This is a genomic window from Aestuariimicrobium sp. G57, assembly GCF_050110855.1.
Taxonomy (GTDB): Bacteria; Actinomycetota; Actinomycetes; order Propionibacteriales; family Propionibacteriaceae; genus Aestuariimicrobium.
Map to the genome: position 1 here is coordinate 540,993 of NZ_JBNINW010000003.1, position 13,079 is coordinate 554,071.

A 13,079-nucleotide genomic window follows, 5' to 3' on the forward strand; every position below is an offset into this window, starting at 1 on the left:
TTGGCACGGCAGGGCAAGATCGAGCCATGGCAGTTCGCAGCAGGACGACCGCAGCAGTACTACTGGTGGCCTGTGCCGCTGGCGCACTGGCGCTGACCCTGCTGCCGATCGGGTGGCAGCTGAACCGGTTTGTCGTCTGGGTCTACTACGAGGGCCTGCGCATCTACAGCTGGCCGAACAACGAGTGGATCACGCTTGGGGTCGTCGCGGCGGCACTCAACGTCGCGCTGACAGTGCCGCTGGCGATCTGTGCGGCGATCGCCCTTCCGCGGGTGCCATGGTGGGTGATCGGGATTGCCGCCACCGTGCTCGGCGGTGCGGTGGAACTCGCCCAGCTGTACTTTCCGCTCGACCGCTCGGCGCAAGTTGTCGACGTGATCACGAATGGTCTTGGCGGCTTTATCGGTGCAGGTCTCGTGGCGGCCACCAGATGGTGGCGGCACCGCCGCGCAGCCCCGGTCCACCCAGCTCAGGTCAGTGCGGCCAAGGTCACAGCCCCACCGCCTTCGCAATGAGCGCCGCCGGTTCCTCGTCCCCCAGTTCCCACGCCGGCGTCGGGTCGTCCCCGAACTGCCTCAGCCCGTAGCGGGCCCAGAAGTCATGCACCCATTCCGGCGCAGTGGGGTGGTGCACCCATGCCGGCAGGCCCCGCTGGGCCGCCTCGAGTGTGCCCGTCGAAAAGATCGACACCACCGGACGACCGAGGTCTGGCAGCGCCGCGCCACTCGTCTCGAACGGCACCCCACGACGACGCAGCCACTGGTGGCCCAGCCGTGAAGCCACATCCGTCTCGACGGGGTGCGGTCGGTAGTCGGCGTCGTTGGCCAGGCAGAACTGCTCATAGACGCGCAGCTTCTGCAGCCTCGGCAGTTCGATGCCGTGCAGCTGCCCCAGCATCAGTGGCCGGTCATCAAGCACCTCGACCTTCGGCGCGTGCCCTGCCTGCCACAGCATCTGCGAGCCGACCACCTGCCACGTGATCGATGGCCGGTCGTCAGACCAGAAGTGGGCGTCGGCCTCGCTCCAGGCCAGCAGGTGGTCACCGTCGTTGAGCGGCGGCGCCCACGGCGTCATCAGACCGTGCTGCACCACCACGAACCGCACGTCGCGGGTCTTCGCCCAGCGCTCGACGACACCCGACAGGGCGTTGAATGCCCCCAGTGACAGCACCTGTTCGACAGTCCGGGGAATCTGGCCCGGCCCGATGAACTCGACCGCCGTCCACCCGTCGCCCGGCAGTTGCGGGTCGGCCACACCAGTGAGCACCGCGACCTGGTCGAGCCGTTCGGCGTACCTGAGCGGGTCGTGGATGACGAGTCGACAACTCGGCGACAGATTGTCCATCACGATGAGCGACGTCGGCTCACCCACCGGCAGGTACAACGTGGCCGAGCCCGGCGGGTGCCTCATCTCGCTGACGCGCCCCTTCGCGCGGCGCACGGCACCCTGTACGCCCGCGCGGCCATCGGCCCAGCGGCGCCACGCCGCCAGGTCACTGGGAAACTGAAGTCCTGTCATGACTACGTCCCCGACCGGGGCCCGGAGCCGTCCGACAGCACCCGCGCCGGCACCCCGGCCACCGTCGCACCCGCCGGTACGTCCCTGGTGACCACCGACCCGGCGCCCACGATCGCCTCGTCGCCGATGGTGATGCCGCCCTTGATCAGCACCCGCTCACCGATGAAGACATTGCGGCCGATGGTGATGGGGCCGTCCTTGAGCACCTCGTGGTGGTTCTCGGCGCCGTGGGCGCCCGAGCTGATCGTGACATCGTTGGCGATCATGGTGTGGTCACCGATGGTCAGGTCGTCGACGGCGTGGATGTGGCAGCGGTAGCCGATGAACACGTCATTGCCGATGGTCAGCACCGAGTCGAACTCGGTCTGCAGCCAGCCGTGCTCGCGCACCAGCAGGTTGCGACCGATGAACATCTGGGCGACGCCGCGCACCGCCAGGGGGCTGACAATCACCGAGCCCTCGCCGAGCCGCCCGAACGACGAGCGCACCACCGGCATCACCAGCTTCGACGCGTAATAGCGCAGCGCCGGCGCCTTTTCGAGCAGCACCCCGAACTTCATGCCCGATCCTCCTTGATCAGCCGATGCGCACAGTCTGGCACCCGCCCCCGACAAAAACAGCCCCGGGCCGGCACACTCACAACCCGACCCCCGGTCTCGGCTCGGGCAAGCGGCCCGCCACCCCGTAGCGCACCTGCCCGACCAGCATCCCTGCCTGCAGCGCCGCCCGCCGCGCCAACCCGCGCCAGTCCCGGTCGTCGGGCCGCAGCGCCATCTTCCCGGCCGCCACGCCACACCGGGCCAGCCCCAGCCACCAGCCTCGTCCCAGGTTCGGTGAACGCCCGAACAGCCCATGCCGGTGCGCCAGCAGCAGATGCAGTTCCCCCGCCCGGAACGACCGCGACAACGGCTGTTCCGACTCGGGGCGGGTGCGGTAGGCCAGCGCCATGCCGCTGCTGCGTCCCAGCCGGTACCCCGCTCGTTGCAGTCGCAGCGCCAGGTCGTTGTCCTCGACGCCGTAGCGCACGGCGACGTCATAGCCCCCCACCCCCACATAAACCTCGCGCCGCATCGCACACGACCCACCAAGAAGGATCGGGTAGGGCTCCGGCGCGCTCGGCACCCGCACCTGCACGACATCCCGCGGCTGCCCGATCAGCGCATCGAGGTGCTCGGGGCCGCGGTCGAAGTCCGCAGCCGCCACCGGCTGCGCGCCCCCATTGACCACCTCGGTCACCTCGAGGGCCGCGGCGGCATCGCGTACCCAGGTGCGTCCGACGTGGTCATCGGCATCACAAAAGGCCAGCTTGTCAGCCCGGGAATGGGCCACCCCGACGTTGCGCGCGTAGCCCGGGTTGGCCAGGTCGTCGGCCCGGACGACGCGCACGTCGAGCCTGCCGGCGAACTCGCTGGCGGCCGCAGCCAGGTCGTCGGTGGAGCGGTTGTCGACCAGCACGACCTCGAACTCCGGCGCGTCGACCTGCCGGGCCAGCGCCTCGAGTTGCACCCCGACGATGCGGGCGGCGTTGTAGCAGGGCACCACGACGGAGATCTGCGGCGTCGCCTCTGCAGCCATGTCACCTCCACCTGTCCACACCAACCCTAGGATGTCGCCATGCGCGACGTGGCACTGACCGACCCCGATGTGCACGTGCTTGCGCTGTCACCACACCTCGACGACGTACTGTTCAGCGCCGCCGCGGTCGTGCAGTCCCGCCCCGTCGAGGTCTGGACCGTGTTCGCCGGCGCCCCGGAGCCTGCCGTGACGACCGACTGGGACCGGGCATGCGGCTTCACCGATTCGGACGAGACGCTCGCCGCCCGCCGTACAGAAGACCTGCTCGCGTTCGAGGGCACGAACGCCACGGTGCGGCACCTGCCATTGCTGGACGGGCCATACTCCGACCCCGGACGACGCCGAACCGACCTCGGGGTGCTCGCTGCCGTGCTGGGCGCCTGGTGGGACGAGCACCCCGCGGGCCTGGTGATCGTGCCAGCCGGCGCAGGGGCCAGGGTCGCGCCCGGATTCTGGGAACGGCTGCGCCGTCACAGTGATGCCGACCTGCTCGAACCACCTGCAGCGGACGAGGCAGCCCGCACAGGGCGCCCTGCCCGTGAAGCCCCGCACCCGGCGAAACGCCTTGTCACCTTCGGCAAAACTACCGTCCGCCGACTGATGCACGCCGACTACCAGCGCCGCCGCGCCGCAGCCCGCCGGCGCGGGTTGGCCGTCAACAATGACCACCTGGCGGTGCGCGACCTGGCGCTGCACCTGGCCGCCGCGCGGTGGCAGCGGGGCGACCGCGCGGCCGTCGCGCTGTACGAAGACCTGCCCTACCTGTGGGCGGAGCCCGCCGACGCCGCGGTCGCCGAATTGTTGGCGAGGCACCGGCTCCGTTCGTCCGCAGTCGTGCTGCCCATCGACGTCGACGACAAGTTCACCCGCATTCAGCACTACGCCTCGCAGGTCGATGTGATGGACCCCGTCGAAAACAGGCTCTCGAAGCCCGGTCACCTGCCCACCACGGAGCGGTATTGGCTGCTGGAACCAGAATCCCACGAAGTCGCCCACGAAGGAGCACCGTCATGAGCGCAGTCGCCATCATCCCGGCACGCGGCGGGTCGAAGGGCATCCCCCGCAAGAACCTGCAACTGCTGCACGGCAAGCCGCTGATCGTCTGGACCATCGAACAGGCGCTGGCCGTGCCCGACCTGCAGGTGGTCGTCTCGACCGAGGACGACGAGATCGCCGCCGTGGCCGCGGCTGCGGGGGCGCACGTCGTCCGGCGACCCGACGACCTGGCCCAGGACACGACCGCGACTGAACCCGTGATCGTGCACGCCCTCGACGTGTTGACCGCCGAACAGGGCACCGAGCCCGACGTGACAATGCTGCTGCAGGCGACCTCACCCGTGCGCCGCCCGGGCACGCTGCAGCGGGCACTGGACGAGTTCATCGCAGGCGGCTTCGACTCGCTGGTCGGGGTGGTGCCGACACCGCCGTTCCTGTGGGGGCTGGACCAGGACGGAGCGGCCGTACCGTACTGGGACTGGCAGCATCGCCGGCGCCGCCAGGACATGTCCCCCAGCGACCTGCGCTACCGCGAGACGGGATCGGTGTATGTGACCCGCAGCGGGTTGTACCGCGAACTCGGCAACCGCATGGGTGGGCGGATCGGGTTGTTCGTGATGGACGAGGACGAGGGCATCGACATCGACACGCTGTTCGACCTGCAGACGGCGACGGCGGTGATGGCGAGACTGGGCTGACGATGAACTGATCCCCCTGCCTGCAGCAGTACAAAATGTCAGGGGGTCACGATAACGTCGTCACCACTCCCCCGGGAAAGGTGGCTGGACATGATCATCGATCGTCATGTGGCACCGTTCGTGATCGTCGAGACCGAGCCAATCCTCGCTGCCCTGCGCCGCATTGATGCGAACCAGTCGCGCATCGCGTTCGTCGTGGACGGGCGTGGCCACCTGGTCGGGTCGCTGTCCGACGGCGACATCCGGCGCTGGCTGATCGCGGCCGAGTCCGCATCACTCGATGCACCGTGTGGCCGAGCCGCGAACACCGCCGCCGTGCGCGCCCGGTTGGCCGACGACCACGCCGACATCGCTCGTCTCATCAGCGGCGCGGTGACCCACGTGCCCCTGCTGGACGACGCCGGCCGGGTCGTGGCGGTCGCGAGCAACGACCGGCGGGTCTTCCAGATCGGCCGCCACCGGGTTTCGTCCGATGACCCCACCTTGCTGATCGCCGAAATCGGCAACAACCACCAGGGTGACGTGGCTTTCGCCAGAGAACTCGTCGACCTTGCCGCCGACGCGGGCGCCGACATTGTGAAGTTCCAGTTGCGTGACCTCGATGCCACCTATCGGCAGGCCGGTGCCGCGTCGGCGGGTGAAGACCTGGGCGCGCAGTACACGCTGAACCTGCTGGCGAAGTACTCACTGCCCGCCGACAAGATGGTCGCGGTATTCGACCACGCCCGCTCGCTCGACCTCGATGTGCTGTGCACCCCGTGGGACGCCCCCAGCGTCAAGGTGCTGGCCGACTACGGGGTGCCGGGGCTGAAGGTCGCCTCGGCAGACATGACCAACCACACCCTGCTCGCCGAAATGTTCGCCACCGGGCTGCCGATGATCGTCTCGACGGGCATGAGCACCGAGGACGAGATCATCCAGGCGGCCGACCTGCTGCGCGCCTCGGGATCACCGTTCGCGATGCTGCACTGCCAGTCGACCTACCCCGCCCCGTTCAAGGACATCAACCTGCGCTACCTGCCCCGCCTGGCCGAGATCGCCGGCACCCCCGTGGGCTATTCGGGCCATGAGCGCGGGTTCCACGTGCCGCTGGCTGCGGTGGCGATGGGTGCGCGCATCATCGAGAAGCACTTCACCACCGACCGCTCACTCGAGGGCAATGACCACAAGGTGTCGCTGCTGCCGCATGAGTTCGCCCAGATGGTGGCCCGGGTGCGCGAACTCGAAGAGGCGCTGGGCAGCGGCACGGCCCGCACCGTCTCGACGGGTGAGTCGATGAACCGGGTGAACCTGGCCAAGTCGCTGGTGGCCACCCGCCGTATCGAGGTCGGCGAGGTGATCACGCGCGGCGACGTCGACGTGAAATCGCCGGGTCGGGGGCTGCAGCCGAACCACCTGGACGAACTGGTGGGCCGCACGGCCCAGCGCGTGGTCGAGTCCGGCGACTTCTTCTATCCCCGCGACCTGACCGACCAGGCCTCGCGTGGCCGTCCGTACACCTTCCGCCGGCCATGGGGCCTGCCGGTGCGCTACCACGACTACGCCGCGCTGGTCGAGCAGTCGAACCCCGACTTCATCGAGTTCCACATGTCGTACAAGGACGTCGAACTCGACATCGACGAGGTGTTCAGCGAGCGGCTGCCGTTCGGGTTCACCGTGCACCTGCCCGACCTGTACGCGGGGGACTTCATCGTCAACCTCGCCAGCCCTGATGACGCCGTCTGGCAGCGCTCCATCGCCGAGACCCAGAAGGTCATCGACATCACCCGCCGCCTCACGGCGTACTTCACGATCGATGAAGCGCCGATCGTCATTGCCACCATGGGCGGCTTCACCGCGGACGGTTTCATCGCCCCCGCCGAACGCCCGGCGATGTATGCGCGCATCGCCGCAGCGCTCGAGCGCCTCGACACCAGCGAGGTGCGGCTCACCGCCCAGACGCTGCCGCCCTACCCCTGGCTGATGGGCGGCCAGCAGTACCACAACCTGTTCATGGGGCTTGAGGACACGATCGACTTCGCCGTGCAGTATGGCCAGCGGCTGACGCTGGACGTCTCGCACTCGAAGCTGGCCGCGAACTACCACCGGCGCCCGTTCAGCGAATACGTCACCGCGCTGGCCCCGCACACCGAGCACCTGCACATCGTCGACGCCGAGGGTGTCGACGGCGAGGGTCCGCAGATCGGCGAGGGTGAGGTCGACTGGCCGGTGCTCGCGACCCAGCTGGACGAGTTGGCGCCCGGTGTCGGGTTCATCCCCGAGATCTGGATGGGCCACACCAACAACGGCGAGGGCTTCTGGACAGCACTGGACCGCTTGGAGAAGTGGTTCTGATGCCACATCGGCGGCCCCACACCGGCGAGAGCCCGCATGCGCTGTGGATCGTCCCCGTCTCGAACCTGGCCGGGGTGGCCAGGCATGTCATCGACGTGGCCCACGCCGGGCTGCCGGGCTGGACCCTGACCGTCGCCGCCCCCGAAGGACCGTTGCTGGACGAACTGCGTGCGCTCGGGGCGACGCCGATCCCGTTGGCGATCGAACCTGGGGTGCCGGTGCGGCGGGCGGTGGCCGCCCTGCGCCACGCGGTCCACGACGTACGACCGACGCTGGTGCACACCCATCTCGCCCGCGCCGACCTGCTGGCCGCGATGGCGGCGCCCGGCACCGCGACCGGCGCCCACCCGAAGCTGGTCTCGACCGAGCACCACATCCCGCCGAACCGGTACATGTTCCACAAGACGTGGGCACGGGCCAAGACCATGGAGACCATCCACCACTGGCGGCTCAAACGGTTCCACGGGCTGGTCGCGGTGAGCGAGTCGACGAAGCAGGACATGCTGACGTACTGGCGCCCCGGCCGCGAGGTCACGGTGATCCACAACGGCGTCGACCGACCGGCGAACCCGCCACGGCGCGAGCCCGGCTACCGGTTCCTGTCGCTGGCGAGGCTCTCGCCCGAGAAGAACATCGAAATGACGCTGCGGGCCTTCTCACGGATCGTGCGTGACGTGCCACAAGCCCGGCTGACCGTCGCCGGCACGGGTGACCACCAATGGGTGCTCAAGCGCCTGGCAGCAGCGCTGCGCATCGACGAGGCCGTGAGCTTTCCCGGGTTCGTCGACGCCAACGAGGCACTGGCAAGCCACGACGTCGTGTTGCAGCCCTCGCTGAGTGACAACTTCAGCTACACACTGCTCGATGCCATGGCCCACGGCCTGGGGGTCGCCGCCAGCCCGATCGGTGGCAATCCCGAGATGCTGCCCGAACGCTGCATCGCCGACTTCGATGATGTGCCGGGCTTCGCCGAGATCGCCATCGAGCAGGCGGAGCTGGTCGACCGGCGACCGACGCTGCCCGACTCGGTGCCGACCGTGGCGCAGATGTGCGCCCGGATCACGGCCAAGTACGCGCAGGTGCTGGGCTGATGCTGGTCTTCGACACGCGTTGGGCCGGCCCGCACGGCATCGGCAGGTTCGCCGCAGAGGTGCGCCGCCGCCTGCCGGGGCAGGTCGTTGACGTCGCGGGCGCCCACCCGGTGTCGCTGCGGGGGCTGGCGGCGTCCGAGGTGCTGCCCCACGTGACCGCTCGTGGCCGGGAGCGCGGGGTGACGTACTTCAGCCCCGGCTTCACGCCCTGCCTGAGCTGGCGCGGCACCCATGCGTTCACGGTTCACGACCTGATCCACCTCGATGTGCCCGCTGAGCAGTCCCGCGCCAAGTCGGACTATTACGACCAGGTCGTGCGCCGCGCGGTCCGGCGCGAGGCGGGCGCGGTGCTGACCGTCAGTCGGTTCAGCCGCGACCGCATCGCAGAGTGGGCGGGCGTCCCCGCGGAGCGGATCACGGTGGTCGGCAACGGCGTCGATGCCGCCTATGCGCCCCATGGGCGCACGGCCGTGCCGTCGTGGGGCCCGTACGTGCTGCATGTCGGCAACCACAAACCGCACAAGAACCTGACCCGGCTGGTGCTGGCGATGTCGCGGGTGCCCGACGTCACCCTCGCGCTCACGGGCGACCCGGACGACGCATTGCTGGCATTGGCCGAACGGCAGGGCAGCGCCGGTCGGCTGCGGTTCCTGGGCCGGGTGCCCGAGGCCGACCTGCCGGCCTGGTACCGCGGCGCGGCGGCGGTGGCGATCCCGTCACTGTATGAGGGGTTCGGGCTGCCGGCGCTGGAGGGCATGGCGTGTGGTGTGCCGGTGGTCGCGTCGGGCACCACGGCGCTGGCCGAGGTGGTCGCGGACGCGGGAGTGGCGGTCGTGCCGGACGACGTCGCGTCGATCACGGCAGGTATCGAGGCTGCGCTGGGCGACGCGGGGCTGCGGGCCAGGTTGGCGACGGCGGGGCCGGAACGCGCGGCACAGTTCAGCTGGGACCGGGTGGGCGCTGCCGTGAACTCTGCCCTGGGCGTGCATTCATGAATCCGATCGAAGCGAGCGTCAGCGTGGTCATGCCCGTGCGCAACGGGGCGGGCACCATCCAAGAGCAGCTGCGGGCGCTGGCACGCCAGGAGTATTCCGGCAGCTGGGAGGTGGTGGTCGCGGACAACGGGTCGACCGACGCGACACGGAGAATTGTTGAAGCCTTCGCCCGGACCGCCGCCATGCCTGTTCGCCTGGTCGACGCGAGTGCGCGAGCGGGCGCATCTCATGCACGCAACGTCGGCGCACGCGCCTCAACGGGGGTCGTGCTCGCCTTCTGTGACTGCGATGACAGGGTGGACAGCGGCTGGGTGTCCGGGGCAGCGGAGGCTCAGCAGTGCGAGGTGCTTGCCGGAATTCTCAAGCCTCTCAGCACTCCCCAGGACCCCGATGCACCGATCCTGTACCCGGACGGATTCATCCAAGCCGCGACCATGCGCACACTGATGTCGAGCAACTTCGCGATCTGGCGCAGCGACTACCTGTCCCTCGGCGGGTTCGACGAGTCCCTTCCTCCGTATGGATTCGAGGACACCGAGTTCGCCATCCGTCTGCATGCACGGGGGCTGCGGCTGAACGGCTCGCAGCAAATGCTCGTGCATTACCGTCTGCCCGCCCAAAATCGGCGCCTGCTCCGCAAGGTCTTCCTGTCCGCGAAGGCAGAGACCGTGCTCTGGCACCGGTATCCCCGGATGGCGGCAGGAACCGGTGTGCACTGGGCAGCCAGCCAAGTGCTGCGGCTACCAGTCGATGTCTTCCGGGGGCCATCGCGCAGCCCTCGGCGGATCGCGCGCGAAGTCGTCACCCGGTGGGGACGACTGGTAGCCACATGCGAGATCCGGCTGGGCCGATATCCGTCCGAGCCGCGTCTGCTCGATCCCGAGGCGATGACGCCATGACCCGCGTCGCCCTCGCCCATGACTACCTGACCCAGCGCGGTGGTGCCGAGCGGGTGGCGCTCGTGCTCACCCAGGTGTTCCCCGGCGCCGACCTGTACACGTCGTTGTACGACCCCGACGAGACCTACCCCGAGTTCAGGGGGGTGCGAGTGGTCACCTCGCCGCTGAACCGCGTCGGGCTGTTCCGGCGCGCCTTCCGGTGGGCGCTGCCGTTCTTCGGTGCCGCGTTCGACCGGGCGCCCGTCGACCCGTCGACGGAGGTGGTGGTGGTCTCGACGACCGGGTTCGCCCACGGCATCGCCACCAGTGCCCCGAAGGTCGTCTATTGCCACTCCCCCGCCCGGTTCCTGTACCTGGTCGATGACTACTTGGGCACCGACTGGTGGCGCACCCCGACCGGCTGGGGGCTGATGGCGCTGCGGCCGTGGCTGGTGCGCTGGGACCAGCGCGCCGCTCACCAGGCCGCGGTCTACCTGTGCAATTCAAGGGTGGTGCAGCGGCGCATCCGCGACGTCTATGGCATCGAGGCAACCGTGGTGCCACCACCCGCCGCCCTTGACCCGTCCGCAATCCAGGAGCCCTTGCCCGCCCTCGACGGTTGGCCCGACCACCACTTGCTCGTCAGCCGCCTGCTGCCCTACAAGAACGTGGACGCCGCGATCGACGCCTTTCGCCAGCTGCCCGACGAGCGGCTGCTGGTGGTGGGCAGCGGCCCACTGCGTGACCGCCTGGCGGCCGACCTGCCGGTGAATGTGCGGTTGGTCGAAGGCATCACCGATGCCCAGCTGCGCACCGCCTATGCCGGGGCCAGGGCCGTGATCGCGCCCAGCCATGAGGACTTCGGGCTGACCCCCGTCGAGGGGTTCAGCTTCGGCGTGCCGGCCCTGGCGCTGCGGGCCGGTGGCTACCTCGACACGGTCGTCGAGGGCGTCAGCGGTTGGTTCTTCGACGCCCCCACGGCAGATGACATCGCCGCCGCTGTGCGTCGTCTCGCCCGCCTGCCCCTCGACCGGAACATGGTGCTGGCCCAGGCGCAGCACTTCACACCCGAGGCTTTCGCTGCCAGTATTCGGGGCATCGTCGACCAGATCGCAGGGGGCAGCACATGACCGGCGCTCGGGGCACGCTCGACGCGTCGGTGGTGATGCCGGTGCGCAACGGTGCCGAGTGGATCCGCGGGCAGCTCGACGCCCTCGCCGCCCAGGACTTCACCGGCACGTGGGAGATCGTGATCGCCGACAATGGTTCGACCGACGCCACCAATGACATCGTCCGCGAGTTCGCCCGGGGCACCGACGTGCCCGTACGCATCGCCGACGCCACGGCCCGGGCCGGCATCTGTCATGCCCGCAACGCCGGTGCGCTGGCCGCCCGCGGGCGACTGCTGGTGTTCTGTGACTGCGACGACCTGGCCAGCCCGGGCTGGTTGTCGGCGGCCGTCTCGGCCAGTGCCGAGGGTCAAGTGGTCGCCGGGTTGAACCGCGAGCTGCAGGAGCCCGTGCAGGACCCCGACGCGCCGAAGATCAACCCGGGTGGCATCATCCGGGGCTGGCAGGCCGTGCTGTTCATCGGCTGCAATTTCGCGGTCGACCGCGACGCATACTTCGCCGTCGGCGGCTTCGACGAGTCGCTGCCACCGTACGGCTGCGACGACAGCGAGTTCGCCCTGCGCGCCAACGACGCCGGACTGACGTTCGTCGGCGACGAGGATATGCTCCTGTGGTTCCGCCGCACCACGGGGCTGCGTCGGGTGCTGCGCAAGGTCTACCTTTCTGGCAAGGCCGAGACGATCATGTGGCACCGCCACCCCCAACGGTTCGCGGGGCGGATCGGCTGGCGAGCGGCGGTGCGGACCCTCGTCCAAACCCCCAGGGCGCTGCGCGGTGGCGGGCTGCCCGCGGACCGCGCGAAGGCCCGCTACGTCGTCACCCGCTGGGCGCACGTCGTCGCAGAACTCGAACTGCTGCGCGCCCGGTACGAGCGTGAGCCCATCCGGGTCGGCGCCGATGACCCCGTCCCGCACGTTGAGGAGGTGCCCGGACGATGAAGGCCTCCGTCGTCATCCCCACGCGCGGCGGCGCAGCCCGGTTGCCGCTGCTGCTCAACTCGCTCGCAGCCCAGACCCACCCCGACTGGGAGGCCATCGTCGTCATCGACGGCGACATCGACAATTCCGAGGCGGTCGTGGCCGAGTACGACCACCTGCCCGTGCGCTGCATCGTGCTGCCCGAGAACCGCGGCCGGGTCACGGCCCTGAACACCGGGTTCGCGGCTGCGTCCGGTGACGTGCTGATTCGTGCGGACGACGACTTCGAACTGGCGCCCGGCCACATCGCCGCGCACGTCGCCCCCCATACCCAGGGACGGGTCGGCGTGGTCGGGCTGCCGATCAACGTGGCACCCGACAACGCCTACATGCGCGCCTACGGCACGTGGGCCGACCAAACCGGCCGCGAATCGGCCCGGACGACGCCCGCCGGTGACCGCTGGCGGCTGTGGGGCGGCAATGTCTCATGCACCCGCGCCGACTTCGACGCGGTCGGCGGCTACGACGACCGGTACCGCGGCTATGGCTGGGAGGACCTCGACTTCGGCTACCGGCTCGCCCAGCTGGGGGTGCCCATCGAACTGGTGGAGGGCGCGAACGTGCGGCACCACATGGCCTCGGTGACGACTCGCATCAGGGCCCGCCGGGCGTGGGATTCCGGCAGCGCCCGGGCGAGGTTCGAGTGGATCCATGGGGCTGGTTCGAGTGGCGCCGCGGTGCCGGCGGACGACTCGGCCTGGAACCGCCTCGTCCGGGGGTGGGCCGGGGCACTGACGCCGTCGCTGCTGGACGCGACCACCGGGCTGGTCGACGCCGCGCTGCCAGTTCTGCCACGACCAGTGGGACGCAAACTGGTGGCCCTGTCGGTCGAGGCTGGGGCGATGGCTGGGTTCCGGGCAGGGCTGGACAGGTGAACGCCGGCGCGC

General features: G+C 69.6%; 12 protein-coding genes and 1 pseudogene. 10 read left to right on the forward strand and 3 right to left on the reverse strand.

Annotation, left to right across the window (positions count from 1 at the left end; translation table 11 throughout):
• Nucleotides 1-26: 26 nt before the first annotated feature.
• Nucleotides 27-515 carry a VanZ family protein gene (locus tag ACQCX5_RS09570; protein ID WP_434541798.1) on the forward strand — a complete coding sequence of 163 codons (489 nt, stop codon included), beginning with the start codon at nt 27-29 and terminating at the stop codon, nt 513-515.
• Here the strand turns inward: ACQCX5_RS09570 and ACQCX5_RS09575 are convergent.
• The 3 genes and pseudogenes from ACQCX5_RS09575 to ACQCX5_RS09585 form a co-directional block, all read right to left on the reverse strand.
• Nucleotides 490-1,518 carry a prephenate dehydrogenase gene (locus ACQCX5_RS09575; RefSeq protein ID WP_434541799.1) on the reverse strand — a complete coding sequence of 343 codons (1,029 nt, stop codon included), beginning with the start codon at nt 1,516-1,518 and terminating at the stop codon, nt 490-492. The two genes, ACQCX5_RS09570 and ACQCX5_RS09575, sit on opposite strands and share 26 nt — an antisense overlap.
• 41 nt (nt 1,519-1,559) lie before the next feature.
• Nucleotides 1,560-2,078 (reverse strand): annotated as a pseudogene (locus ACQCX5_RS09580) (acyltransferase); the annotation flags it as partial.
• Between the two features lie 76 nt (nt 2,079-2,154).
• Complete coding sequence (locus ACQCX5_RS09585) at nt 2,155-3,093, reverse strand: glycosyltransferase (RefSeq protein WP_434541800.1); 939 nt, start codon at nt 3,091-3,093, stop codon at nt 2,155-2,157.
• A gap of 39 nt (nt 3,094-3,132) precedes the next feature.
• Here ACQCX5_RS09585 and ACQCX5_RS09590 point away from each other — a divergent pair, with 39 nt between their 5' ends.
• The 9 genes from ACQCX5_RS09590 to ACQCX5_RS09630 all read left to right on the forward strand — a co-directional run bounded on the left by ACQCX5_RS09590 (nt 3,133) and on the right by ACQCX5_RS09630 (nt 13,067).
• The gene (locus ACQCX5_RS09590) at nt 3,133-4,107 is read left to right on the forward strand and encodes a hypothetical protein (protein ID WP_434541801.1); all 975 of its coding nucleotides are present in this window, start codon (nt 3,133-3,135) and stop codon (nt 4,105-4,107) included.
• Nucleotides 4,104-4,787: a cytidylyltransferase domain-containing protein gene (locus ACQCX5_RS09595; RefSeq protein WP_434541802.1), complete on the forward strand. Its 684-nt coding sequence runs from the start codon at nt 4,104-4,106 to the stop codon at nt 4,785-4,787. Before ACQCX5_RS09590 ends, ACQCX5_RS09595 begins: the two co-directional genes overlap by 4 nt.
• A gap of 90 nt (nt 4,788-4,877) precedes the next feature.
• The gene (locus ACQCX5_RS09600; protein ID WP_434541803.1) at nt 4,878-7,121 is read left to right on the forward strand and encodes an N-acetylneuraminate synthase family protein; all 2,244 of its coding nucleotides are present in this window, start codon (nt 4,878-4,880) and stop codon (nt 7,119-7,121) included.
• Nucleotides 7,121-8,212: a glycosyltransferase family 4 protein gene (locus ACQCX5_RS09605; RefSeq protein ID WP_434541804.1), complete on the forward strand. Its 1,092-nt coding sequence runs from the start codon at nt 7,121-7,123 to the stop codon at nt 8,210-8,212. The genes ACQCX5_RS09600 and ACQCX5_RS09605 overlap by 1 nt, the downstream gene beginning before the upstream one ends.
• On the forward strand, nt 8,212-9,207 hold the full coding sequence (locus tag ACQCX5_RS09610) for a glycosyltransferase family 4 protein (protein ID WP_434541805.1): 996 nt from the start codon (nt 8,212-8,214) through the stop codon (nt 9,205-9,207). Before ACQCX5_RS09605 ends, ACQCX5_RS09610 begins: the two co-directional genes overlap by 1 nt.
• Nucleotides 9,204-10,106, forward strand: a complete 903-nt coding sequence (locus tag ACQCX5_RS09615; RefSeq protein WP_434541806.1) for a glycosyltransferase family 2 protein — start codon at nt 9,204-9,206, stop codon at nt 10,104-10,106. Before ACQCX5_RS09610 ends, ACQCX5_RS09615 begins: the two co-directional genes overlap by 4 nt.
• A complete protein-coding gene (locus ACQCX5_RS09620) occupies nt 10,103-11,215 on the forward strand; it encodes a glycosyltransferase (protein WP_434541807.1) in 1,113 nt (370 codons plus the stop codon). Before ACQCX5_RS09615 ends, ACQCX5_RS09620 begins: the two co-directional genes overlap by 4 nt.
• Nucleotides 11,212-12,153, forward strand: coding sequence for a glycosyltransferase family 2 protein (locus tag ACQCX5_RS09625; protein WP_434541808.1), 942 nt, complete (start codon nt 11,212-11,214; stop codon nt 12,151-12,153). The genes ACQCX5_RS09620 and ACQCX5_RS09625 overlap by 4 nt, the downstream gene beginning before the upstream one ends.
• Nucleotides 12,150-13,067 (forward strand): glycosyltransferase family 2 protein, encoded by a 918-nt coding sequence (locus tag ACQCX5_RS09630; protein WP_434541809.1) that lies wholly within the window; start codon nt 12,150-12,152, stop codon nt 13,065-13,067. The genes ACQCX5_RS09625 and ACQCX5_RS09630 overlap by 4 nt, the downstream gene beginning before the upstream one ends.
• Nucleotides 13,068-13,079 lie beyond the last annotated feature (12 nt).

What these genes read in the sequence shown, in the direction of transcription:
- ACQCX5_RS09620 (WP_434541807.1), top strand. Translation starts at nt 10,103, where the DNA reads ATGACCCGCGTCGCCCTCGCCCATGACTACCTGACCCAGCGCGGTGGT.
- ACQCX5_RS09575 (WP_434541799.1), bottom strand. Translation starts at nt 1,518, where the DNA reads ATGACAGGACTTCAGTTTCCCAGTGACCTGGCGGCGTGGCGCCGCTGG.
- ACQCX5_RS09630 (WP_434541809.1), top strand. Translation starts at nt 12,150, where the DNA reads ATGAAGGCCTCCGTCGTCATCCCCACGCGCGGCGGCGCAGCCCGGTTG.
- ACQCX5_RS09615 (WP_434541806.1), top strand. Translation starts at nt 9,204, where the DNA reads ATGAATCCGATCGAAGCGAGCGTCAGCGTGGTCATGCCCGTGCGCAAC.
- ACQCX5_RS09625 (WP_434541808.1), top strand. Translation starts at nt 11,212, where the DNA reads ATGACCGGCGCTCGGGGCACGCTCGACGCGTCGGTGGTGATGCCGGTG.
- ACQCX5_RS09605 (WP_434541804.1), top strand. Translation starts at nt 7,121, where the DNA reads ATGCCACATCGGCGGCCCCACACCGGCGAGAGCCCGCATGCGCTGTGG.
- ACQCX5_RS09595 (WP_434541802.1), top strand. Translation starts at nt 4,104, where the DNA reads ATGAGCGCAGTCGCCATCATCCCGGCACGCGGCGGGTCGAAGGGCATC.
- ACQCX5_RS09585 (WP_434541800.1), bottom strand. Translation starts at nt 3,093, where the DNA reads ATGGCTGCAGAGGCGACGCCGCAGATCTCCGTCGTGGTGCCCTGCTAC.
- ACQCX5_RS09590 (WP_434541801.1), top strand. Translation starts at nt 3,133, where the DNA reads ATGCGCGACGTGGCACTGACCGACCCCGATGTGCACGTGCTTGCGCTG.
- ACQCX5_RS09570 (WP_434541798.1), top strand. Translation starts at nt 27, where the DNA reads ATGGCAGTTCGCAGCAGGACGACCGCAGCAGTACTACTGGTGGCCTGT.
- ACQCX5_RS09600 (WP_434541803.1), top strand. Translation starts at nt 4,878, where the DNA reads ATGATCATCGATCGTCATGTGGCACCGTTCGTGATCGTCGAGACCGAG.
- ACQCX5_RS09610 (WP_434541805.1), top strand. Translation starts at nt 8,212, where the DNA reads ATGCTGGTCTTCGACACGCGTTGGGCCGGCCCGCACGGCATCGGCAGG.